Source organism: Stenotrophomonas sp. NY11291, assembly GCF_023277365.1.
In the GTDB taxonomy this organism is placed as follows: Bacteria; Pseudomonadota; Gammaproteobacteria; order Xanthomonadales; family Xanthomonadaceae; genus Stenotrophomonas; species Stenotrophomonas geniculata.
The window spans coordinates 4,218,656-4,239,641 of sequence record NZ_CP096975.1 but is presented as its reverse complement, the minus strand read 5'-3'; the positions used below and the strand labels follow the sequence as shown (position 1 = coordinate 4,239,641).

19 protein-coding genes are annotated in these 20,986 nt (G+C 66.8%); 14 read left to right on the top strand and 5 right to left on the bottom strand.

The genetic code is table 11. The features are described 5' to 3' along the window. Positions 1–74: 74 nt before the first annotated feature. Positions 75–1,148, bottom strand: coding sequence for a lipid A deacylase LpxR family protein (locus M1L61_RS19715; protein WP_029379720.1), 1,074 nt, complete (start codon positions 1,146–1,148; stop codon positions 75–77). Between the two features lie 262 nt (positions 1,149–1,410). Between M1L61_RS19715 and M1L61_RS19710 the strand changes: the two genes are divergently transcribed. The 7 genes from M1L61_RS19710 (at position 1,411) to gnd (ending at position 8,868) form a co-directional block, all read left to right on the top strand. Continuing rightward, a complete protein-coding gene (locus M1L61_RS19710) occupies positions 1,411–1,689 on the top strand; it encodes a YbeD family protein (RefSeq protein WP_005411067.1) in 279 nt (92 codons plus the stop codon). After that, a complete protein-coding gene (lipB, locus tag M1L61_RS19705; protein WP_032130311.1) occupies positions 1,677–2,387 on the top strand; it encodes a lipoyl(octanoyl) transferase LipB in 711 nt (236 codons plus the stop codon). The genes M1L61_RS19710 and lipB overlap by 13 nt, the downstream gene beginning before the upstream one ends. 18 nt (positions 2,388–2,405) lie before the next feature. Continuing rightward, a complete protein-coding gene (gene lipA, locus M1L61_RS19700; RefSeq protein ID WP_248853980.1) occupies positions 2,406–3,416 on the top strand; it encodes a lipoyl synthase in 1,011 nt (336 codons plus the stop codon). 278 nt (positions 3,417–3,694) lie between these two features. Next, positions 3,695–5,872 carry a carboxy terminal-processing peptidase gene (locus M1L61_RS19695; RefSeq protein WP_032130309.1) on the top strand — a complete coding sequence of 726 codons (2,178 nt, stop codon included), beginning with the start codon at positions 3,695–3,697 and terminating at the stop codon, positions 5,870–5,872. Between the two features lie 233 nt (positions 5,873–6,105). Next, positions 6,106–6,696, top strand: coding sequence for a DUF2242 domain-containing protein (locus tag M1L61_RS19690; RefSeq protein ID WP_049434270.1), 591 nt, complete (start codon positions 6,106–6,108; stop codon positions 6,694–6,696). 17 nt (positions 6,697–6,713) lie between these two features. Beyond that, complete coding sequence (locus M1L61_RS19685; RefSeq protein ID WP_049434285.1) at positions 6,714–7,952, top strand: hypothetical protein; 1,239 nt, start codon at positions 6,714–6,716, stop codon at positions 7,950–7,952. Positions 7,953–7,962: 10 nt separating this feature from the next. Continuing rightward, positions 7,963–8,868 carry a phosphogluconate dehydrogenase (NAD(+)-dependent, decarboxylating) gene (gene gnd / locus M1L61_RS19680; protein WP_019338841.1) on the top strand — a complete coding sequence of 302 codons (906 nt, stop codon included), beginning with the start codon at positions 7,963–7,965 and terminating at the stop codon, positions 8,866–8,868. Positions 8,869–9,021: 153 nt separating this feature from the next. Here the strand turns inward: gnd and M1L61_RS19675 are convergent, their stop codons facing one another. After that, positions 9,022–10,065, bottom strand: coding sequence for an oxidoreductase (locus M1L61_RS19675; protein WP_248853979.1), 1,044 nt, complete (start codon positions 10,063–10,065; stop codon positions 9,022–9,024). Positions 10,066–10,235: 170 nt separating this feature from the next. Here M1L61_RS19675 and M1L61_RS19670 point away from each other — a divergent pair, with 170 nt between their 5' ends. The 4 genes from M1L61_RS19670 to M1L61_RS19655 all read left to right on the top strand — a co-directional run bounded on the left by M1L61_RS19670 (position 10,236) and on the right by M1L61_RS19655 (position 14,622). Continuing rightward, positions 10,236–10,619: a BON domain-containing protein gene (locus M1L61_RS19670; RefSeq protein ID WP_049429380.1), complete on the top strand. Its 384-nt coding sequence runs from the start codon at positions 10,236–10,238 to the stop codon at positions 10,617–10,619. A gap of 232 nt (positions 10,620–10,851) precedes the next feature. After that, a complete protein-coding gene (locus M1L61_RS19665) occupies positions 10,852–12,669 on the top strand; it encodes an ATP-binding protein (RefSeq protein WP_109814550.1) in 1,818 nt (605 codons plus the stop codon). Continuing rightward, on the top strand, positions 12,666–13,106 hold the full coding sequence (locus tag M1L61_RS19660) for a response regulator (protein WP_005411057.1): 441 nt from the start codon (positions 12,666–12,668) through the stop codon (positions 13,104–13,106). Before M1L61_RS19665 ends, M1L61_RS19660 begins: the two co-directional genes overlap by 4 nt. A gap of 4 nt (positions 13,107–13,110) precedes the next feature. Next, complete coding sequence (locus tag M1L61_RS19655) at positions 13,111–14,622, top strand: hybrid sensor histidine kinase/response regulator (RefSeq protein WP_010480961.1); 1,512 nt, start codon at positions 13,111–13,113, stop codon at positions 14,620–14,622. Positions 14,623–14,702: 80 nt separating this feature from the next. Here the strand turns inward: M1L61_RS19655 and M1L61_RS19650 are convergent, their stop codons facing one another. After that, positions 14,703–15,443 carry a 20S proteasome subunit A/B gene (locus M1L61_RS19650; protein ID WP_248853978.1) on the bottom strand — a complete coding sequence of 247 codons (741 nt, stop codon included), beginning with the start codon at positions 15,441–15,443 and terminating at the stop codon, positions 14,703–14,705. A gap of 91 nt (positions 15,444–15,534) precedes the next feature. Here M1L61_RS19650 and folK point away from each other — a divergent pair, with 91 nt between their 5' ends. After that, a complete protein-coding gene (folK, locus tag M1L61_RS19645; protein WP_043401649.1) occupies positions 15,535–16,020 on the top strand; it encodes a 2-amino-4-hydroxy-6-hydroxymethyldihydropteridine diphosphokinase in 486 nt (161 codons plus the stop codon). Between the two features lie 76 nt (positions 16,021–16,096). Here the strand turns inward: folK and M1L61_RS19640 are convergent, their stop codons facing one another. Further along, positions 16,097–16,834 (bottom strand): pteridine reductase, encoded by a 738-nt coding sequence (locus tag M1L61_RS19640; RefSeq protein WP_159360586.1) that lies wholly within the window; start codon positions 16,832–16,834, stop codon positions 16,097–16,099. Positions 16,835–16,893: 59 nt separating this feature from the next. On the opposite strand from M1L61_RS19640, the gene M1L61_RS19635 reads away from it, so the two are divergent. Next, positions 16,894–18,078: an SAM-dependent methyltransferase gene (locus M1L61_RS19635; RefSeq protein WP_010480950.1), complete on the top strand. Its 1,185-nt coding sequence runs from the start codon at positions 16,894–16,896 to the stop codon at positions 18,076–18,078. Continuing rightward, positions 18,075–18,467: a membrane protein gene (locus tag M1L61_RS19630; RefSeq protein WP_010480949.1), complete on the top strand. Its 393-nt coding sequence runs from the start codon at positions 18,075–18,077 to the stop codon at positions 18,465–18,467. The genes M1L61_RS19635 and M1L61_RS19630 overlap by 4 nt, the downstream gene beginning before the upstream one ends. Positions 18,468–18,591: 124 nt before the next feature. Here M1L61_RS19630 and M1L61_RS19625 read toward each other — a convergent pair whose 3' ends face one another. Further along, positions 18,592–20,946 carry a family 20 glycosylhydrolase gene (locus tag M1L61_RS19625; RefSeq protein ID WP_248853977.1) on the bottom strand — a complete coding sequence of 785 codons (2,355 nt, stop codon included), beginning with the start codon at positions 20,944–20,946 and terminating at the stop codon, positions 18,592–18,594. Positions 20,947–20,986: the final 40 nt, after the last annotated feature.

Sequence of the window (20,986 nt, the reverse complement as noted above, 5' to 3'; positions counted from 1 at the left end):
TCGTCCTGTAGAGTCGAGCCATGCTCGACTGTCGTTGCCATCAACCGGTGTGCCGACCAACGGTCGGCACCTACCTACAGCGACCGGCTGATGGTGAAGCTGCCGAACACCGGTGCTTCGCGCTGGCCGTTGAACTCGCGCGTGCTGTGGTAACGCGCCGCGGCGAACTTCCAGCGTCCGTACATCACGGCCACGCCGTAGCCGCCGTAAGCCACCACATGGCGCTTGTCCACGCTGTGACTGTTGCGGAACGTGTTGCCGTCCAGCGTGATGTCGCGGATCACCCAGGCAGCGTCCGAGGTCGCGAACAGGTGCCAGGACCAGCCATTGGGACGACCGCCGCGGGTCGGCGCAGTGTTCTCGCCGGCCGGGCGCAACGGCGTGCTGCCGAAGTCGTCCGGCAGCTTCCAGCCGAAGCGCACTTCACCGCCGAGGTTGGCCTTGGTTTCCAGGTTGCCGATCGATCCACCGTAGTGGCTGATGGCGTCCCAACCCCAGCCGTCGGCATTGACGCTGGCATCGCCCGGCCAGCGGCGCATGCGCTCATGGGTCAGCATGAACAGCGGCTCGTTGTGCAGCTGGTTGTCCCAGCCCTTGAATTTCTCGTCGCCCAGCACGTCGTGCACGGCGTTCTGCACCTGCTTGCCCTGTGCCCACGGGCCGACCACGCCCAGCGTCAGCTGGGTGGTCTGCAGGCGGTCGCCGCTGCGCGCATTGAAACCGAAGTTTGCGATCAGTACGCCAGCGTAAGGGCGGTCGTCCTCGATCAGGTCCCTGCGGCTGAAATCGGTCGGCGTGAAGATGCCCTGGCCGATGCTGAAGATCATGTTCTGCTGTTCGAACTTGCCCGGGTGCAGCCCTTCCAGGTACTGGTTCACCCAGCGCGCCATGCGCGGCAGGCAGGGGTCGTCGGTGTAATCGACCAGATTGGGCGAGACCAGGGTCAACAGTGCACCGTTGGTGTAGCCCTGGTCCTGGTGGCGGCCGCCGAACAGGTCATTGTCGACGCGGAAATTGACCTGCGGCGGGTGGTCGCGCATTGCGTCCGGACCACATTGTTCGGCCGCCTGGGCGGCAAGGGGGAGGGCAGCAGCCAGCAGGCCGGACAGCCCGAGGGCTGCAAGGCGGCGTTGGGAAGGGGGGCTCATGGGAGAAGTTGTTTCTGTCTGTCGTTATATGCTGCGACACGGTACTCGCGCGAACGTGATGGAACGAGCGCGTTCGGATCACTTGTCTGTTCCGAAAACGACATTGTCTCGTGAAGACAATGCTGCACTGTCCTGCGGTGCGCGATGGGGCCAAGGCTAATGCTGAACGGCCGTTCAGCTGCAACGCAGCGACTCACCGGTGCACTGTTTGACGTTGATGAATACTCTTGGGTTTGTTGCCCTGCGGCCCGATAATGGGGGCATGGAAATCAAGTCCGACAACCCCGACCACGGCTTCCAGTTCCCCGGCCAGTTCGAGCTCAGTGCCATGGGCCCGGCCAACCGCGGCCTGGAACATGAGCTCCCCCGCCTGCTGCTGGCTGCCGGCATCGATGTCGTCAATGAACGCATCAGCTGGAAGCATTCCTCCAACGGCAAGTACGTGTCCGTCCGCATCGTGTTCAAGGCCGAGAGCCGCGAACAGTACGACCTGGCGCACCAGGCGCTGCGCGACCACCCGGAAGTGAAGTGGACGCTGTAGCCGACAGCTGCCCGGCCGAAGCCGCCCCGGAAGACCGCGCGCCGCGTCCGGCGCTGGTCCGCGACCTCGGCCGCCAGGCGTACGAGCCGGTGTGGCGCGCCATGCAGCGCTTCACCGATCAGCGCAGCGAGGCCGACGCCGATGAGCTGTGGGTGGTCGAGCACGACCCGGTATTCACCCTGGGCCAGGCCGGCAAGGACGAGCACGTGCTGGCGCCGGGCGAGATTCCGGTGCTGCATGTGGACCGCGGTGGCCAGGTGACCTATCACGGCCCCGGCCAGCTGGTGGTCTATCCGCTGCTGCGCCTGCCACGGCTGGGCATCGGTGTGCGCGACTACGTATGCCGCATCGAGCAGGCCATCATCGATACCCTGGCCGAGTGGAACATCGGTGCCGAACGCCGCGAGGGCGCCCCGGGCGTCTACGTCGGTGGCGCCAAGATCGCCGCGCTCGGCATCCGCGTGCGCCGCGGCTGTACCTTCCATGGCCTGGCCTTCAACGTGGCCATGGACCTGGAACCTTTCCACCGTATCAACCCCTGTGGCTATCAGGGGTTGCAGGTGACCTCGGTAGTAGACTTGGGCGGGCCCTCCGGGATGGAGGCCGTCAAGCCGGTGCTGCTGGACCACCTGGCCCGCCAGTTTGGCCTGCTGCTGCAGCCCACGCCCGAACTGCCTGATCTTTCTGCGGCCGCCTGACCGCCCCCCGGAACTGCCATGACTGAAACCACCGCCCGTTCCATTCCCCTGCAGATCGTGCAGGGCGACTCTCCGTCCGCCGCGCCGTTGCAGGCCGGGGTCAAGCAGCTGGGCGGTGACAAGATCAACCGCTCGCCGGTGCAGTTCGCCGACGCGCCGGTGCTGCGCAAGCCGTCCTGGATCCGCGTGCGCATTCCTTCCGGCAACGCCGTGCAGAACCTGAAGGCCAAGCTGCGCGAGAACCGCCTGGTGACGGTGTGCGAGGAAGCCAGCTGCCCGAACATCCACGAGTGCTTCGGCCACGGCACCGCCACCTTCATGATCCTTGGTGAAGTCTGCACGCGCCGATGCTCGTTCTGCGACGTGGCCCACGGCCGCCCGAAGCCGCCGGATGCCAACGAGCCGGCCAGCCTCGGCCAGACCGTGGCCGACATGGGCCTGAAGTACGTGGTGGTGACCAGCGTCGACCGCGATGACCTGCGCGACGGCGGTGCCCAGCACTTCGTCGACTGCATCAGCGCCATCCGCGAGAAGTCGCCGGGTACCCGCATCGAAGTGCTGACCCCGGACTTCCGCGGCAAGGGCCGCATGGAACGCGCGCTGGAGATCCTGGCGCAGAACCCGCCGGATGTGTTCAACCACAACATTGAAACCGTGCCGGACCTGTACCGCAACGTGCGCCCGGGTGCGGACTACCAGTGGTCGCTGAACCTGCTGAAGAACTTCAAGGCGCAGCACCCGGACGTGCCGACCAAGAGCGGCATCATGCTGGGCCTGGGCGAAGACTTCGAACAGATCAAGGCCACCATGCGTGACCTGCGCGCGCACGACGTGGACATGATCACCATCGGCCAGTACCTGCAGCCGACCGCGCACCATCACCCCGTGCTGAAGTACTGGACGCCCGAGGACTACAAGGCGCTGGAAGTCTACGGCTACGAGCTGGGCTTCAGCCACGTGGCCTCCGGCCCGATGGTGCGCTCGTCGTACCACGCCGACGTGCAGGCCAAGGGCGCTGGCGTTTCCTGACACCCTGCCGGTGGGTGGGAGCTACTTTTCCTGTGGGTGCGGACCGTTGGTCCGCACACCTCTGCCTGCCGTAGAGCCGAGCCCATGCTCGGCTGCTTGCTGCCGGCCAGCCGAGCATGGGCTCGGCTCTACATGCATTCACAATTTGCTACACCGGCCCCGCTAGGCTGGTTTTCCACCGAGCGCGGCCGGGTGACAAACCCGGCAACTTTCGGCACTGTCGTGGTGTCTGAACACCACGCAGTCTCCCCCTTGGCAAGGCGCCTTCGAGCACGTCAATGAAATTCAAAGCCCCCGCATTCCTGATGGCCCTGGCGCTGGTCGCGCCGCTGGCGCTGGCGGCCAAGGCCGACTCGCCGGCATTGCCCGCCGCGGCAACCGCTGATCAGGTGACCACCTCCAAGCTGGTGTACGGCCTGCTGTCCGACAGCCGTTACGCCTACCGCCCGCGTGCGCTGGACGAGGCCACCTCCAAGGACGTGTTCAAGCGCTACCTGGAGACGCTGGACGGCGGCAAGCAGTACTTCACCCAGGCCGACGTGGCGCGCTTCGCGCCGTTCGAAGCCAACATCTCCTCGGCCATCCGTGGCGGCGAGCTGGAGCCGGCGTTCCAGGTGTTCGCGGTCTACAAGCAGCGCGTCGGCGAACGTGTGGCCTATGCGCGCAAGCTGCTCAAGCAGGAGCCGGACTTCACCACCGACGAGCGCTTCGAATACGACCGCAAGAAGGTGCCGTGGGCGGCCAGCAGCGCCGAACTGGATGAGCTGTGGCGCAAGTCGGTGAAGAACGACTGGCTGCGCCTGAAGCTGGCCGGCAAGAAGCCGGACGACATCCGCAAGACGCTGGACAAGCGCTACGCGACGCTGGAGAAGTCGGTCAATGAACTGAAGGGCGAAGACGTCTTCCAGTTCTTCATGAATTCGTACACCAGCGCCGTTGACCCGCACACGGATTACTTCACTCCGCGCACCGCCGAGAACTTCAACCAGGCGATGTCGCTGTCGCTGGAAGGCATCGGTGCGCAGCTGCAGCGCCAGGACGACGTGGTGGTGATCCGCGAGATCATCGCCGGTGGCCCGGCTGCGGTGGACGGCACGCTGAAGCCGGGTGACCGTATCGTCGGCGTCGGCCAGGGCAAATCCGGCCTGGTCGAGGACGTGATCGGCTGGCGCATCGACGATGTCGTGGCCAAGATCCGCGGCGCCAAGGATACCCAGGTCAAGCTGGAGTTCATCCCGGCTGCTGAGGGTGCCGACGGCAAGCACCACACCCTGGTGCTGACCCGCCAGAAGGTGCGCCTGGCCGAACAGGCTGCCAAGGGCGAGACCATGACCATTCCGGCCGCCAACGGCGAGCCGGCACGCAAGGTCGGCGTGATCAAGCTGCCGACCTTCTACCAGGACTTCGAAGGCCGTCGCCGCAATGCGGCCGACTACGCTTCGGCGACCCGCGACGTCGCCAAGCTGCTGGCCGGCTTCAAGAACGACAAGCTGGATGGCGTGGTGCTGGATCTGCGCAACAACGGCGGTGGCTCGCTGGATGAAGCCATTGAACTGACCGGCCTGTTCATCGAGCAGGGCCCGGTGGTGCAGGTGCGCGAGTCCGGTGGCCGCGTCACCGTCAACAGCGACCGCAACCAGGGCGTGGCATGGGATGGCCCGCTGGCGGTGCTGATCAACCGCGGTTCGGCCTCGGCCTCGGAGATCTTCGCCGGTGCCATCCAGGATTACGGCCGTGGCCTTGTGATCGGTGAGACCAGCTTCGGCAAGGGCACCGTGCAGAACATCGTCGACCTCGACCGTTGGCCGAGCGGTGAGACCCAGCGCTTCGGTCAGGTCAAGCTGACCATCGCCCAGTTCTTCCGCATCAGCGGCAGCAGCACCCAGCACAAGGGTGTGGTGCCGGACCTGGCCTTCCCGGCCAGCGTCGATGCCACCGAGTTCGGCGAGAGCACCTACGACAACGCGCTGCCGTGGACCCGCATCGCCGCCGTGCCGCACACCCAGTACGGCAACTTCGCGCCGCTGCTGCCGAAGCTGGAAACCCGCCATGACGCGCGCATTGCCGCCGACAAGGAATTCCAGTGGTGGAACGAGGACGTGCAGCAGTTCCGCACCGAGGCCGCGAAGAAGTACATCTCGCTCAACGAGGCCACCCGCCGCGCCGAGCGTGAGCGCCAGGACACCCAGCGCAAGGAGCGCCAGGCGATGCGCAAGGAACTGGGCCTGGCCCTGGACCCGCTGGCCGATGACAGCAACGACGACGGCCTGACGGGCAACGAGCGCGACATCGTCAAGGATGCCGCACGCGAGAAGGCTGCCGAGAAGCGTCCTGACCCGCTGCTGCGCGAGTCGGCCTCGATCCTGGCCGATGCGGTGAACCTGCTGGCCAACGACCGCCCGCTGTCGGCGCAGGTGCTGCCGCAGTCCACTGGCGCCGGTCGCTGGGCGGACTGAGCCGGAGGCGGCATGTGAGATACCCGAGGGGCCGGCATTGCCGGCCCTTCTGCTTGAAATGGGGACGGAGGGGATTAAGTCGCTTGTGCCACATGCCACAAACGACTTAATCCCCTCCGTCCCTTTTTTGTGCATGAACAGGCAACAACGGGGTGGCCCGGTCATGCCGGTTTCGACCCGCCGCACACGGCCGCAGGACTACCCTTGGCGGTAACGTCCTCGCAGGAGTACCCATGCGGGCCTCCCGTCTTTCCAGTGCTGTTGTGGCGCTTGGCAGCGCCCTGATCCTGTCGGCCTGTGGTGGCCGCGCCGCCGACAGCACGTTGCTGCGCGAATCCTTCGATTCCGGCGACACGTTCTCGCGTACGGTCGACGGTCGCCCGGGCGACGCCTGCGAAGCGGCGCGGCGCACCCTGCTCAGCCAGGGCTACGCCATCGCCCGTTCCGACGAAGCGCAGGTGGAGGGCAACAAGAACTTCCAGCCGCGCGAAGACGACCACGAGCAGCTGGTGCTGCGCATTTCCTGCGCGCCGCGTGGCAGCCAGACGCTGGTATTCGTCAGCGCGGTGCAGGACCGCTATGCGCTGAAGAAGAGCCCAACGTCAGCCAGTGTCGGCGTCGGTGCGCTGGGCTCGGTGTCGCTGCCGTTCGGCAGCAATGACGACTCGCTGGTGAAAGTGGCCAGCAGCACGGTCACGGATGCCGGGTTCTATCAGCGCTTCTTCCAGCGCCTGCAGCAGTACCTGCCGGCGACTGCAGGCACACCCGCACCACCTCCGGCCGCACCACCGGAACCTGCACCGGCCAGCACGGACCAGAGTTGAGGGTGCGCGCCAGTTTGATCGGCGTGGTTCTGCTGCTGGCGCCTGCGCTGGGCAGCGCGGCCATGGCGCCGGATTGCAGGCAAGGCCTGCTGCAGCGGCTTGGATGGCGCTTCGACGAGGCCATGGTCAGTGCACCCCAGGTGTACGGCGGTCCGGTATGCGCGCGCGCGTCGCTGGCTGAAGCACAGGCGGCGGGCGATCTGCGCGTGCAGTGGCCGGCCGGAATGCCCGCTGCGGCCCGCCAGGCAGTGCTGCAGGAGCTGCTGGATGACCCTGCGACGGTCTGTGCCTATGCCTTCCAGTTGGGCGCAGCCACGCAACGTGCAGCCTCGGCATTGCAGGCCAACCCCACCTTTCGCTTCTCCGGCCCGCAGCTGGGCTGGATCGGCTTCGGCCTGCAGGGGCCGCGCGCGCAAGGCTGGCAGCGCACGCGCAGTTTCGGCCGCGGCTTCGTGCCCAGTGCAGGCAACAGTCAGGCGCTGCAGGCGTTCTACAGCGGTGCCGTGCGTGCCGAGTGCGGGGTCGGCCGCCAGGTTGCGCAGCTGGCTACGCAACGAGAGCTGTATGGTGATGCCGCGTTCGATACGGAGTTCGCTGCGGATGAGCTGTCGATCGGCACCTTCCTCGCTCTGCATGGGACCGACAGCATCCTGCTCGGCGCGCATGCCGGCGACTTCTTCGCTGATGGCAAGGCGGTGCGTACCTCGGCGATGGGGCGGCAGGCGTTCGTCGGCGTGCCCGGTTTCATCGAACATGTGTACGACAAGGGCACGCTGGACGACCTGAGCAACCAGGCCGAAAATTTCGTGGTGGTGTCGGTGGGCGAGGAGGCCGCGCAGGCCCTGGCTGCGCACGGCGGCCTGGCCTGGTACGACCAGCGCAATGTCGAACTATGGAAACTCGCGCAGGACATCCCGCGTATCGGCCAGCGCTACTTCGAGCGCCTGCTGTTCGAGCGCGATCCGGACCTTCGTGCACGGCTGGAACCGCGCTACCACGCCACGCTGGCACGCATGGACCAGCTGCTGGACGATCCGTTCTACCAGCAGTTCGTGATCTATGTGCACCCACGCGGTATACGTCCCATCGGCTACCACGTCGCCCGCCTGCTTGATCGCAACCCACGAACGCCGTTTTCGATCGACCTGGCGGTGCACAATCTGCATACCACGCTCTACCGGCGTTGGCGCGAGGCGCAGCTGCGCCACTGCGCGGCTACCGGCAGGCCAGGCAGCCTGACCCTAGACCCCAACTGAAGGTGAAACAATGGACATTGCAATGATCGGCCTCGGCCGCATGGGCGCCAACATGGCCCAGCGCCTGCATCGCGGCGGCCACCGCGTGGTTGGCTACGACCCGGGCGAAGGCGCCCGCCAGCGCGCCGCCGAGGCCGGCCTGGAAGTGGTCGATTCGCTGGCAGCTGCCGTGGCGGCGCTGCCGGTACCGCGCGTGGTGTGGCTGATGGTGCCGGCCGGCGAAACCGTCGACCAGACGCTGGGCCAGCTGACCCCGCACCTGGCCGAAGGTGACATCGTGATCGACGGCGGCAACTCCAACTACCAGGACTCGATCCGCCGCGCCAAGACGCTGGCCGAGGATGACCTGGGCTACGTCGACTGCGGCACCAGCGGTGGCGTGTGGGGCCTGCAGGAAGGCTACAGCCTGATGGTCGGTGGCGAAGCCTCGGTGGTGGAGCAGATCGCACCGCTGCTGCGCACGCTGGCACCGGCCGAAGATCGCGGCTGGGCACGTGTCGGCCCGTCCGGCGCTGGCCACTTCACCAAGATGGTCCACAACGGCATCGAATACGGAATGATGCAGGCCTACGCCGAAGGCTTCGCGCTGATGGAGCGCAAGCAGGAGATGGAGCTGGACCTGGCCCAGGTGGCCGAGGTGTGGCGCCACGGCAGCGTGGTGCGCTCGTGGCTGCTGGACCTGAGCACCGAAGCCCTCAAGCGCAATCCGTCGCTGGATGGCATCGCGCCGTACGTGGAGGATTCCGGCGAAGGCCGCTGGACCGTGGCCGAAGCGATCGCGCTTGACGTGCCGGCACCGGTGATCACCTTGTCGCTGCTGGAACGCCTGCGCTCGCGCGAATCCAATTCGTTCACCGACCGCTTGCTGTCGGCGATGCGCAATGAGTTCGGCGGCCACGCCATCAAGAAGTCGTAAGCACGAAGCCGGGGTCGGAGCCCTTTCCGCAGGAAAGGGCTCCGACCCCATCAGGAAAGCTGTCTCCGATCGTTTCCACGTCATCCACGGAATGCCCGCTTTTGACGTTGCTGTTGCCGTTGATTCGGCAGGTGCAGGGCGCAGCCCTGCCGATCACCCCAACGCGATTCGCCGCCCTTCGCGCGCACTGTCCATGCCGGCCTGCAGCAGCCGCATCAACTGCAACGCCTGCACCGGGCTGACCGTGGCTTCTCCGTCGCCATGCATCGCCGCCGCGAACTCTGCATACAGCCACCGGTAGTCACCGGGCAGGTTGTCGACCGTCGTGCGCTGCACGTTGTCTTCGGCATCGCAGCGCACCAGCTCACCGTGCCGCGGATCGATACCCCAGCCCGGCGCACCGGGTGCCACACCGCGGCGCAGCTGCGCCTCCTGCACGTCCAGGCCGTGCTTGATCCAGCTGGCCTTGCTGCCATGCACGCTGAAGTGCGGCGTCTGCGCCGCCACCAGCGAACCGGAATGGATGATCGCGCGATGCCGCGGGTAGTGCAGTACCGCGTGGAAGTAATCGATGCCGCTGCCACCTTCGCGCTGCACGGCCAGATCGGCATCGACCGCCTCGGGCCAGCCGAACAGCACCAGCATCTGGTCCAGCAGATGCGGGCCCAGGTCGTACCACAGGCCACTGCCGGGACCATCCTGTTCGCGCCAGCGGTCGCGTACCTGTGGACGGTAGCGATCGAAGTGCGCATGGCACTCGGCAATGTCGCCGAGCGTCCCGTCCGCAAGCAGCGCCTGCAGCGTGAGGAAGTCGGCATCGAAGCGCCGGTTCTGGAACACGGTGGCGATGCGTCCGGCATCGCGTGCCGCAGCCAATACCGTTTCCGCTTGGGCCACGTCCAGCGCGAACGGCTTGTCGACCAGCACATGCTTGCCCGCAGCCAGTGCCGCGATTGCCAGCGGCGCATGCTGTTCATTCGGCGTGGCGATCACTACGGCATCCACGGCCGGATCGTCGAACACCTCCTGCGGCGTGGCACGCACGTGCACGTCGCTGAACGCGCGCAGCAGCGTGTCGCGCTGTGAGCTCACGATGGTGTGCAGCACCAGGCCCGGCGTGTGCTGGATCAGGGGTGCATGGAAGACGCGGCCGGCAAGGCCGTAGCCGATCAGGGCCAGATGCAGGTCGGGGCGCATGGCAGAGCTCCGGCAGTGGGAAGGGCAGGGTAAACGACGCGGGGCCACGGGCCAAAGCTGAACGGTTGTCGTTGCAGATGCCCCGATTCACGGCGGCATGACCGCAACGCCACGCCTGCTCTACGTCGGTTTGTCCAGACTGGCAGCACATTCCGAAGGAGTACGACACGATGAGCAATACGACCCGCACGCTGATTGCCTCCGCCCTGACGCTGGGCCTGGCGCTGTCCTCCTCGGCCGCATTTGCCAAGGACCCGGCCGCAAAGAGCCCGCCGACCAGTGCGCATCCGGCGACCCATGCTGATCGCCACGATTCCAATGAGCCGGTGACCGATACCTGGATCACCACCAAGGTGAAGGCCGACCTGCTTGCCAGCAGCAACGTTCCGGGTACCGAAATCAAGGTGGAAACCGTGAACGGCGTGGTCAGCCTGAGCGGTGCCGTGGCCACCCAGGCAGAGAAGGACAAGGCGGTCACCACCGCCAAGGGCATCAAGGGCGTGACCCGCGTCGATGCCGCTGCATTGAAGGTCAGTGCTGCTGCCAAGCGCTGACCCCGGTGGGCGCCCCCATGCGGGGCGCCCACTGACCTGTAGAGCCGAGACATGCTCGGCTGGAACTCCAAGGAAGCCGAGCGTGGGCTCGGCTCTACAGCATCGAATTCCGAACCCATTCAGCCAACCGCGCTGGAAATTCCAGAGTTGTGACCGCCTGCGCTATATTGCCGGTTCCGCCGCAGTGGGGCCGGTAACGGCAGACGCTTTGCGGCTGTGCTGACGAGGAACTATGGCGCTGGTTTTCAGTGACGACATCTGGGACCGCTGGCGGTTGCCGGCCCTGGCGCTGGCCGCTGCCGCGATCATCGTGGTGCCGTGGTTGACCCTGCGCAAACTGCAGCAGGACAGCGAAGAGGCGATGGCCTGGGTCAACCATACCCAGGCCGTCGGTGTGGCGCTGCAACAGCTGCAGGCCGATGTACGCGACGTCGAATCGGCTGCGCTGACCCTGTCCAAGGGCGTGGACGCACCTGGCCTGCGCGAGCGCATGGCCAAAGCCAATGACCTTCCCGGGCGCCTGGCTGAACTGGGGCGGATGACCCGCGACAATCCTGATCAGCTGATCCGCATCGGCCGCATCGAGTCGATGCTGGAAGGGCGCATGGCGCTTGCCCGCGAACTGGCAAAGTCCGAGCCCAACAGTGATCAGCGCGAGCTGGTGCAGGATCTGAGCACGCGTTATCCGATCCGTGGCCTGGTGGAGGAACTGCAGGCCAGCGAGCAGAAACTGCTGACACAGCGTGCCGAGCAGGCTGCCCGCCAGCGCAAGCAGACCGAGCTGGTATCGTGGAGTTCGCTGGTGATCCAGCTGTCGCTGCTCGGCCTGGTGCTGTGGCTGCTGCAGCGGCAGATTGGTCGACGCCTGCATGCCGAACGGCAGTCGCTGCGCTCGGCCGCACGTGCAGCCTCGGTGCTGCAGACCGTGCGTGAACCGATCGTCCTGCTCGACCGCGACCTGCGCGTGCAGCTGCACAACCCTGCCTTCGCCGAGTTGTACGGGCTGCAGGATGAACGCGCCGATGGCCTGTTGCTGGACACTGTCGGCGACGGCGCGTGGAAGGATCCCGTGATGCGCCAGCGACTGTCCGATGTGCTGTTGCGCGGCCGCGAACTGTGGGACTTCGAGCATGAACAGCGCGCTGCCGATGGCATGGTGCGCTACATGCTGCTCAACGCACGGCGCATGCCGCTGCCGGACACCGACGACGAAGTGGTGTTGCTCACGGTCAGCGACGTCACCGTGCAGCGTGCCGTGCAGTTGCGGGTGGAGGAACTGAACCGCCAGCTGGAAGGCAAGGTTGCGCAGGTGTCCGAGGTCAACAGGGAGCTGGAAGCCTTCAGCTATTCGGTCTCGCACGATCTGCGCGCGCCGCTGCGCCACGTGGCCGGATTCTCCGACAAGCTGTCGCGCCATCTGGGCGACGCCGCCGATGACAAGAGCCGCCATTACCTGGAGGTGATCTCCAGTTCGGCGCGGCGCATGGCGGCACTGATCGACGACCTGCTGGTGTATTCGCGGCTGGGCCGCGCGGCAATGCGCCAGCAGGCGGTGGACATGCAGTCGCTGGTGGCCGATACCCGCGCCATGCTCGATTCCAACCTGCAGGCCGAGGCCGAGAACAGCGGCCACGCGCACCACGTGGAGTGGAGCATCGCACCGCTGCCGATCGTGGTGGGCGATGAGAACATGATCCGCCAGGTCTGGCTGAACCTGCTCGGCAACGCGGTGAAGTATTCGGGCAACCGCGAACCGGCGAAGATCCGCGTGGACTACCAGCCGCAGCCTGACGGCGGTCATCAGTTCACGGTCAGCGACAATGGTGCAGGCTTTGACATGGCCTACGCCGGCAAGCTGTTTGGTGTCTTCCAGCGCCTGCACAAGGCCAGCGACTACCCGGGTACCGGCATCGGCCTGGCCAGCGTGCGCCGCGTGCTCACCCGTCATGGTGGCCGTATCTGGGCCGAGGCTGAACCGGACGTCGGCGCCACTTTCCACTTCTACCTGCCTCCCGCGACCGATGCGGACAAACAAGGGCCTTCTGCATGACCACTCTGCGCACCATTCTTCTCGCCGAAGACAGCCCGGCTGATGCTGAAATGGCGATCGACGCCCTGGAAGAGGCGCGTCTGGCCAACCCCATCGTGCACGTCGAGGATGGCGTGGAAGTGATGGACTACCTGTTGCGCCGTGGTGCTTTCGCCAACCGTGAGGAAGGCCTGCCGGCGGTGCTGCTGCTGGACATCAAGATGCCGCGCATGGATGGCCTGGAAGTGCTGCGGCAGATCCGCGAGCACGAAGAGCTCAAGCGCCTGCCGGTGGTGATCCTGTCGTCCTCGCGCGAGGAAAGCGACCTGGCCCGCAGCTGGGACATGGGCGTGAACGCCTACGTGGTCAAGCCGGTGGACGTGGACCAGTTCTTCGGCGCGGTGCAGACCCTGGGCAAGTTCTGGGCGTTGATCAACCAGGCACCGGAACTCGAGTGAGCCCATGCCCCTGACCGGTCCCGCCCTCGGGGCGCTGCGCATCCTGCTGGTGGAGGACTCACCGGAAGATGCCGAGCTGATGTCCGAACAGATGCTTGATGCGGGCCTGGAGGCCCGTTTCGAGCGTGTCGAGAGCGAGGCTGAACTGCGCCAGGCACTGGTCGCGTTCCAGCCGGACATCGTGCTGTCCGACCTGAGCATGCCGGGATTCTCCGGTGACGACGCGCTGCGCATCGTGCGCGAAACCTCACCGGAAGTGCCCTTCATCTTCGTCTCCGGCACCATGGGTGAGGAGAACGCGGTGGCGGCGCTGCAGAAGGGCGCCAATGACTACATCATCAAGCACCTGCCGGCGCGCCTGCCGTCGGCAGTGGCGCGTGCGATCCGCGATGCACGCAGCGCGATCGAGCGTGCTCGGGTGGAAACCGAACTGATGCGCGCACAGCGCCTGGAAAGCCTGTCGCTGCTCGCCGCCGGCCTCAGCCACGACCTGCGCAACATCCTGCAGCCGCTGCTGATCATGCCGGACCTGCTGAAGGCGCGAACCGACGATCCGCAGCTGCACCATCTGGCCGATGTCATCGCCGAGTGCGGCCGCCGTGGCCATGAGATGGCCGAATCGATGCTGTCGTTCGTGCGCGGTTCGCGCAAGCCGAGCGAACGCATCGAGATCGATGGCCTGTTCGATGCGGTGGCGCTGCTGTTGCGCAGCAACGTGCCCGACGCCGTGCGCCTGGAACTGCAGGTGCAGGACGAAGGCCTGGTGGTCGATGCCAACTACACCGAACTGCAGCAGGTGATGCTGAACCTGGCGCTCAACGCGATCCAGGCGATGCCCAACGGCGGTCGCCTGAGCCTGACCGCCAGCCATGCCGGCCAGCGCGATGGCGTGGACTGGATGCATATCCGGGTCGCCGACGAAGGCATCGGCATGGATGCGGACACGCTGTCGCATCTGTTCAATCCGTTCTTCACCACCAAGGCCGATGGCACCGGCCTGGGCCTGATCTCCTGCAAGCGCATTGTTGAAGGCGCCGGCGGCAGCATCCACGTCAGCAGCCAGCCGGGGCAGGGCACCTGCTTTGAACTGCGTCTGCCGATGCACGACGCCATTGATGGCAGTGAGCCGATCGAACAGCTGGTGGCCTTGGGCAGTGGCCAGTCGATCCTGGTGGTCGATGGCGAAGCCACGCGCCTGTCGCTGCTGGGCAATGCGCTGTCCAGCCAGGGCTACCAGCTGCAGCTGGCGTCCGACGGCCCGGCTGCGCTGCGCTGGATGCAGCAGGAGGCGTTGCCGGCACTGGTGATCGCCGACGCCGGCTCCAAGCTGCTGCCGGCCAGCCAGCTGCTGGGCGAGATGGCAGCACTGGGCTATCGCGGCCCGGCGCTGGTGCTGGAAGACCCTGCGGTGCCGGTCTCGGCCGATGCATTCCCGGCCGGTGTGGAGGTGCATGTGCTGCGCAAGCCGCTGCAGATGCAGCAGGTCTTCCGCGCGGTGGCCGAAGCGCTGGGTTGATGCCGCTGGAGTTCTGTAGAGCCGAGCCTATGCTCGGCTGCTGTTCGTATTGACCTCGACAGCCGAGCATGGGCCCGGCTTTACCGGACGGTTTCCCAGGGGAACCGCGGGAGGGCGTCCACCGCCTGTTCCAGCCGCCGCGACCAGTTCTGATGGATGTCGGCATACAACGCCGAATCCGCGCCCAGCCGCAGCTGCTGGCCGATGCGCAGCTCGCCGTCGCGCAGCAGCGCAAGATCGATCGGCAGGCCCACCGACAGGTTGGAACGGATGGTGGAGTCCAGCGAGACGATCGCCGTGCGCGCCGCGTCTTCCAGGCGGGTGGCCGGGCTGAGAATGCGGTCGAGGATCGGCTTGCCGTACTTCGACTCACCGATCTGCAGGTAGGGCGTCTCCGGCGAGGCGGCGATGGCGTTGCCGAGCGGGTAGATCATGTACAGACCGGGCCGCTCGCCGGCGATCTGGCCGCCGAAGATCAGCGTGGCCTGGGTGTTGACCCCATCGTGGCCATGTTCGTTGTGGCTGCTGTGCACCTGGCTGTCCACCAGCAGCTGGCCAACGTACTCGGCAGCCTCGAACAGGTGGGTCATGTCGTGCAGGTTGGGCGTGCGTCGTTCACTGGCGTCGCGCCCCAGGCGCGACACCAGCAGCTGGGTGGTGGCCAGGTTGCCAGCCGCCATCAGCACGTAGGCTGCCTGGCCGGGGTACTCGAACACGTGCAGCTTGCGGTGCACGCGCACATCGTCCAGCGAGGCATTGGTCCGGGTGTCGGCAGCGAAGACCAGGCCCTCGTCCACCTCGATTCCAACGCAATAGGTCATGTCGGTGCCCTATCATGTGCGTCCCGGATTGTAGGCAGGCCGCCGTGACGACGGCATGTCCACGCCCCCCACGTGCCGTCACCTGAACCGCATGACCACCGTGCTCCTGAGCCTGGGCAGCAACGTCCAGCCCCGCCGCTACCTCCACGCCGCGGTGACGGCCCTGCGCGAGCGCTTCGGCGCGCTGCGGGTGTCGCCGGCCTACCGTACTGCTGCGGTCGGCTTCGACGGCCCGGCCTTTCTCAACAACGCCGTGGCGATCGACACCGACCTGCCGCTCCAGGAACTGGACGACTGGCTGCACGCGCTGGAAGACGCGCACGGCCGCGACCGCAGCGGGCCGCGCTTCTCCGACCGGACCCTGGACATCGACGTGGTGTTCTACGGTGACCTGGTGGTGGAAGGCCCCGGCCACCTGCGCATCCCGCGCCCGGAGCTGAAGCATGCCTTCGTGCTGAAGCCGCTGGCCGACATCGCCCCGGACTTCATCGACCCGGTCAGCGGGTTGGACCTGGCCACGCTGTGGCGTGCGCACACGCAGTTTGGCGAGGTGTTCGAGGTGGTGGAGCTGGAATGATGGGTTGTTGTTGCCGCTGCGCTCGCCGGGCATGGCCCGGCGCTACCGGTGGTGCCGGCCGCTGGCCGGCAACATTTCAGCTGACGGTGCGCCCACCATCCACGCGCAGGGTGTGGCCGGTGACGAAGCTGGCTTCGGCCACCAGCCAGTACACCGCTTCGGCAATCTCCTCGACCGTGCCGATCCGCGCCAGCGGCGTGCGCGCCAGCAGCGCCTCGCGGGCGAAATCGTCCTTGCCCTGTTCCGGCCACAGGATCGCGCCGGGCGCCACCGCATTGACCCGCACCTTCGGCGCCAGCTCCAGCGCCAGCGAGCGGGTGGCCATCTCCAGCGCGGCCTTGGCCATCGTGTAGGCGATGTGGTCCCGCATCGGGTCGGTGCCGTGCAGGTCGGTCAGGTTGACGATGCAGCCCTGCTGGCGGCGCAGGTAGGGCGCCGCCGCCTGTGACAGCAGCAGCGGCGCGCGCGCGTTGACCGCATACAGCTCGTCCATTGCCTCGGCGGTGACCTGACCGAGCGGGGTGGGGAAGAAGTTGGAGGCATTGTTGACCAGCGCGTCCAGGCGGCCGAAGTGGGTGACGGCCTGTTCCACCAGGTCGGGCAGGGCGTCGACGTCACGCAGGTCGGCCTGCAGGGCCAGCACGCTGCCGGGGCGCACGTTGTCGAAATCGAACGCGGCCTGCTGCAGCTCGGCGCTGGAGGTGTTGGCATGCAGCACCACCGACCAGCCACAGGCGTGGAACTGCCGGGCGATGGCCGCACCGATCCGGCGCGCGCTGCCGGTGATCAGGACCACGGGGTGGGTGTCGCTCATCGAGGGTCCTCCAAGGCTCGGCTATCCTGTGCACCATTGTCACCGCATTCGAAGACGCCATGCAGCCCACCTTCCCCCTGCCCGAAGCCGATGCCCTGGCCCACAGCGACCAGCTGGCCGCCGCCCTGCGCGCCGAGATCCTTGCCCAGGGCGGGGCGATGCCCTTCTCGCGCTTCATGGAGCTGTGCCTGTATACCCCTGGCTGGGGTTACTACAGTGCCGGCGCCAGCAAGTTCGGTGGCAGTGGTGACTTCACCACCGCGCCCGAGCTTGGCAGCCTGTTCGCCGGCAGCGTGGCCAATGCGCTGGCGCCGGTGTTCGCGCAGCTGGGTGCACAGGCGCGGATGCTGGAACTGGGCGGCGGTACCGGCGCCTTTGCCGAGGCCGTGCTGCTGCGCCTGGCCGAACTGGACGCGCTGCCGTCGCGCTATGCCATCCTCGAACCCAGCGCCGACCTGCGCGAGCGACAGCAGCAGCGCCTGCAGCAGAACCTGCCGGCCGAGCTGGCCGCGCGCGTGGACTGGGTCGACCGCCCGTTCGAAGAGGACTGGGAAGGCGTGGTGTTCGCCAACGAGGTGATCGACGCGCTGCCGACGCCGCGCTTCCTGATCCGCGATGGCGAGGTCTATGAGGAAACCGTCGAGCTGGATGCCGAAGGCAACTTCATCCGTGGTGCGCAGCCGGCCGATATCCTGCTCAACGGTGCGGTGCGCCACATCGAGCGCTACCTGGAAAAGCCCTTCGCCGAAGGCTACCGCTCCGAGGTGCTGCCGCAGCTGCCGTACTGGCTGCAGGCGGTGGCCGGCGGCCTGCAGCGTGGCGCGATGCTGTTCGTCGACTACGGTTACAACCGCGGCGAGTTCTACCAGCACGACCGCGACGATGGCACCGTGCGCGCGTTCTACCGCCACCACGTGCACAACGACGTGCACCGCTGGCCGGGCCTGCAGGACATTACGGCGTCGGTGGATTTCACCGCGATGGCCGAGGCCGGCATGCACGGCGGTTTCGAGCTGGCCGGCTACTGCAGCCAGGCCAGCTTCCTGCTCGGTAATGGCCTGGACCAGGTGCTGCTGCTGGCCGAGGAACGCACCGACGAGGTCGGCCGCATCCAGTTGCGCGACCAGGTGAAGAAGCTGACCCTGCCGACCGAGATGGGCGAGCGCTTCCAGGCCATCGGCCTGCAGCGTGGCGTCGATTTCGAACCGGCCTTCGAACTGGGTGACCTGAGCTGGCGCCTGTGAGCGAGGTGTTGCCGGTGATCAAGCCGTTGCGGCGGCCGCGGTTGTGGGCCGTGCTGTGGGGTTTGGCCGTGCTGCTGGTGATTGTGGTCTGCCTGATCCCGCCACCGCCGATTCCGTTGCCGGAAAACAGCGACAAGGGCGAACACTTCCTCGCCTATTTCATCCTGGCAGGCAGCGCGGTGCAGCTGTTCCGTCGGGGCCGCCCGCTGCTGTGGGTGGGCGTGGGCCTGGTGCTGATGGGCATCGGCATCGAGTTCGCGCAGGGCGCGCTGACCAGCAACCGCATGGCCGACCCGATGGATGCCATCGCCAACACGATCGGTGTGCTCGCCGGCATGGCCACCGCACTGACCCCGCTGCGCGACCTGCTGCTGCGCTGGCGCGGGTGAGGTTCCTGTAGAGCCGAGCCCATGCTCGGCTTTCCGGTTGAAAAGCAGCCGAGCATGGGCCCGGCTCTACAGTAGATCCACGCGATGCGTGGATCCGGCCGCAAAGCGCAACCAAGGTTGGCACCTACCTGAGCGTGACCTCATCCAGCACCCACATCGCCGGGCGCGTGTCGCCGGTGAAGTTGATGCACAGATCGCCGTTGCCAGCGGTGCCCTTCGGCAGCGCCGCGCGCAGGGTCACGAAGCCGTCGGCATCGGTCTGCGCCGGCAGCGGCACCTGAGCCAGCACCTTGCCCGTGCAATCACCGCGGCGGATCAGCATTTCACCGTGTGCGCTCCGGGCCTTTTCGAAGCGGCGCTTCGGCTCGTCGTGGGCCAGCTGGAAGTAGTACGGAATACGCCCCGCACGCACTTCCACGTTGCCGATGCCGTCCAGCTGCGCCTGCGGCCAGCGCCAGCACGGCTGGAAGATGTCCACGTTGAACACCGCACGCGTTCCCTCACGCGGGCCATCGTCTTCCAGGCGCAATACCAGGCCCTTCGTGCCCACGCAGCTGAGCAGCTCATCGCTGCGGCGGCTGAGCAGCGACTGCACGGTGAATGCGGCGATGGTCGGCTTCGCGGCCAGCATCTGCCCCTGGTAGAACGCCGCCGCCTGCACGGTGGTCGGCAGTTTCCCGGTCAGCGGCTGCTGGTACAGCGGCGACTGCGCGGTCACCGGTTGGCCATCGGTGCTGTAGCGCACTTCATAACCCAGCGGATTGGCCAGCGACACGGTCACTGTGCCGGCCGCGCGGTTGTCGGTGTAGTCCACGCCCACTTCGAACGGGGTCTGCGCATAGGCCAGGCCCCAGGCACGGTAGCGCTGCAGTTGGGAGGGCAGGCGCGCGAGGAAATCGCGGAAGTCGCGATGCTCCGACGTGCTCCAGCCGGTCTCGGCCACCGCGGCCAGGCGCGGGAACAGGTTGTGCTGCAGGCGTGCATAGCTGCGCGTGTGCTCGGTGAACATGTTGGCCTGCAGGCCCAGGATGTGCCCACGCTTGTCGGCGGCCAGCTCGGCCGGCACCGGCTCGAAGTTGTAGAGCTTGCCGAGGTTGACCTGGGTCGGACGGCCCGGCGGTTCATTTGGCGAGGCCGTCTGCAGGTAATCCAGGTACAGGTAGCCGACCGGCGACATGATCACGTCATGGCCGGCGCTGGCCGCAGCCAGGCCGCCTTCGGTGCCCTGCCACGACATCACTGTGGCCTGCGGCGGCAATCCGCCTTCGAGGATTTCGTCCCAGCCGATCAGGCGCCGGTCGTGTTCCTCCAGGAAGGTTTCCAGGCGCTTGATGATGTGGCTCTGCATGGCCATTTCATTCTTGATGCCCAGCGCACGCATGCGATGCTGCACCTGCTTCGACGCTTCCCACTGGTCCTTCACCGCCTCGTCGCCACCGACGTGCACGTACTTGGCCGGGAACAGGTCGATCACTTCTTCCAGCACGTTCTCCAGGAAGGTGACGGTGCTGTCTTCAGTGTTGAACAGGTTGGGGAACACGCCCCATTCGCTGATCGGCTTCAACGGCGTATCGATGGTGCCCAGCTCCGGATACGCAGCAATCGCAGCAGTCGCGTGGCCCGGCACATCGATTTCCGGAATCACCTGGATGTGCAGCTTTGCGGCATAGGCGATCACTTCGCGGATCTGGTCCTGGGTGTAGAAGCCGCAGTACGGATGCTCCTGGCCGCTGACCGGATCGATGCCGCCGTCACCGGCCGGCAGGCGGCAGCTGCCCACTTCGGTCAGCTTCGGGTAGCGCTTGATCTCCATGCGCCAGCCCTGGTCGTCGGTCAGGTGCCAGTGGAAGGTGTTGAGCTTGTGCGCGGCCATCGCGTCGAGCACGCGCTTGATCTCGTCCAGGCTCTGGAAGTGACGGGCGGAATCGAGCATGAAACCGCGCCAGCTGAAGCGCGGCGCGTCCTGGATCTGCACTGCCGGCAGCACGCCGTTGCTGCCGCCGGTGGCGAGCTGGGCGAGGGTGGTCGCGCCGTAGAACAGGCCGGTTTCGTTGCCGGCCTGGATCAGCACGCCCTGCGCGGTGCTTTCCAGCGTGTAGCCCTCACCGCTGTCGCGGAACGTCGGCACGATCTGGAAGCGGATGCTGCCGGCCTTGGCGCTGGCTTTGCCCTTGGCCAGTGCCAGGCGCGGGCCACCGCTGCGGGCCAGCAGGTCGGCGAACTGGTTGGCGACGCGCTGCGCGGCTTCGCCTTCGGCCTGCAGCACGGTATCGGCGCGAACAGTGATGCCGCTGCCCTGGCCGCGCTGCACGTTGGCCGGGGCGGGAATCAGCATCAGGCTGCCGGCGCGCAGCTGCGGGCCGGGTGCTTCAGCGGCAGGCGTGGGATCGGCGGCGAGTGCCGGCAGTGCTGGCAACAGGACGAGCAGGCTGCCCAGCAGCACTGCGCTGCGCATCCGGGCGCGGGAAGGCTTGACCATCGGTACGACTCCTTGGAACGGTGCGATGAACGCTATACAT

What these genes read in the sequence shown, in the direction of transcription:
- M1L61_RS19715 (WP_029379720.1), bottom strand. Translation starts at nt 1,148, where the DNA reads ATGAGCCCCCCTTCCCAACGCCGCCTTGCAGCCCTCGGGCTGTCCGGC.
- M1L61_RS19710 (WP_005411067.1), top strand. Translation starts at nt 1,411, where the DNA reads ATGGAAATCAAGTCCGACAACCCCGACCACGGCTTCCAGTTCCCCGGC.
- lipA (WP_248853980.1), top strand. Translation starts at nt 2,406, where the DNA reads ATGACTGAAACCACCGCCCGTTCCATTCCCCTGCAGATCGTGCAGGGC.
- M1L61_RS19695 (WP_032130309.1), top strand. Translation starts at nt 3,695, where the DNA reads ATGAAATTCAAAGCCCCCGCATTCCTGATGGCCCTGGCGCTGGTCGCG.
- M1L61_RS19690 (WP_049434270.1), top strand. Translation starts at nt 6,106, where the DNA reads ATGCGGGCCTCCCGTCTTTCCAGTGCTGTTGTGGCGCTTGGCAGCGCC.
- gnd (WP_019338841.1), top strand. Translation starts at nt 7,963, where the DNA reads ATGGACATTGCAATGATCGGCCTCGGCCGCATGGGCGCCAACATGGCC.
- M1L61_RS19675 (WP_248853979.1), bottom strand. Translation starts at nt 10,065, where the DNA reads ATGCGCCCCGACCTGCATCTGGCCCTGATCGGCTACGGCCTTGCCGGC.
- M1L61_RS19670 (WP_049429380.1), top strand. Translation starts at nt 10,236, where the DNA reads ATGAGCAATACGACCCGCACGCTGATTGCCTCCGCCCTGACGCTGGGC.
- M1L61_RS19665 (WP_109814550.1), top strand. Translation starts at nt 10,852, where the DNA reads ATGGCGCTGGTTTTCAGTGACGACATCTGGGACCGCTGGCGGTTGCCG.
- M1L61_RS19660 (WP_005411057.1), top strand. Translation starts at nt 12,666, where the DNA reads ATGACCACTCTGCGCACCATTCTTCTCGCCGAAGACAGCCCGGCTGAT.
- M1L61_RS19655 (WP_010480961.1), top strand. Translation starts at nt 13,111, where the DNA reads ATGCCCCTGACCGGTCCCGCCCTCGGGGCGCTGCGCATCCTGCTGGTG.
- M1L61_RS19650 (WP_248853978.1), bottom strand. Translation starts at nt 15,443, where the DNA reads ATGACCTATTGCGTTGGAATCGAGGTGGACGAGGGCCTGGTCTTCGCT.
- folK (WP_043401649.1), top strand. Translation starts at nt 15,535, where the DNA reads ATGACCACCGTGCTCCTGAGCCTGGGCAGCAACGTCCAGCCCCGCCGC.
- M1L61_RS19640 (WP_159360586.1), bottom strand. Translation starts at nt 16,834, where the DNA reads ATGAGCGACACCCACCCCGTGGTCCTGATCACCGGCAGCGCGCGCCGG.
- M1L61_RS19635 (WP_010480950.1), top strand. Translation starts at nt 16,894, where the DNA reads ATGCAGCCCACCTTCCCCCTGCCCGAAGCCGATGCCCTGGCCCACAGC.
- M1L61_RS19625 (WP_248853977.1), bottom strand. Translation starts at nt 20,946, where the DNA reads ATGGTCAAGCCTTCCCGCGCCCGGATGCGCAGCGCAGTGCTGCTGGGC.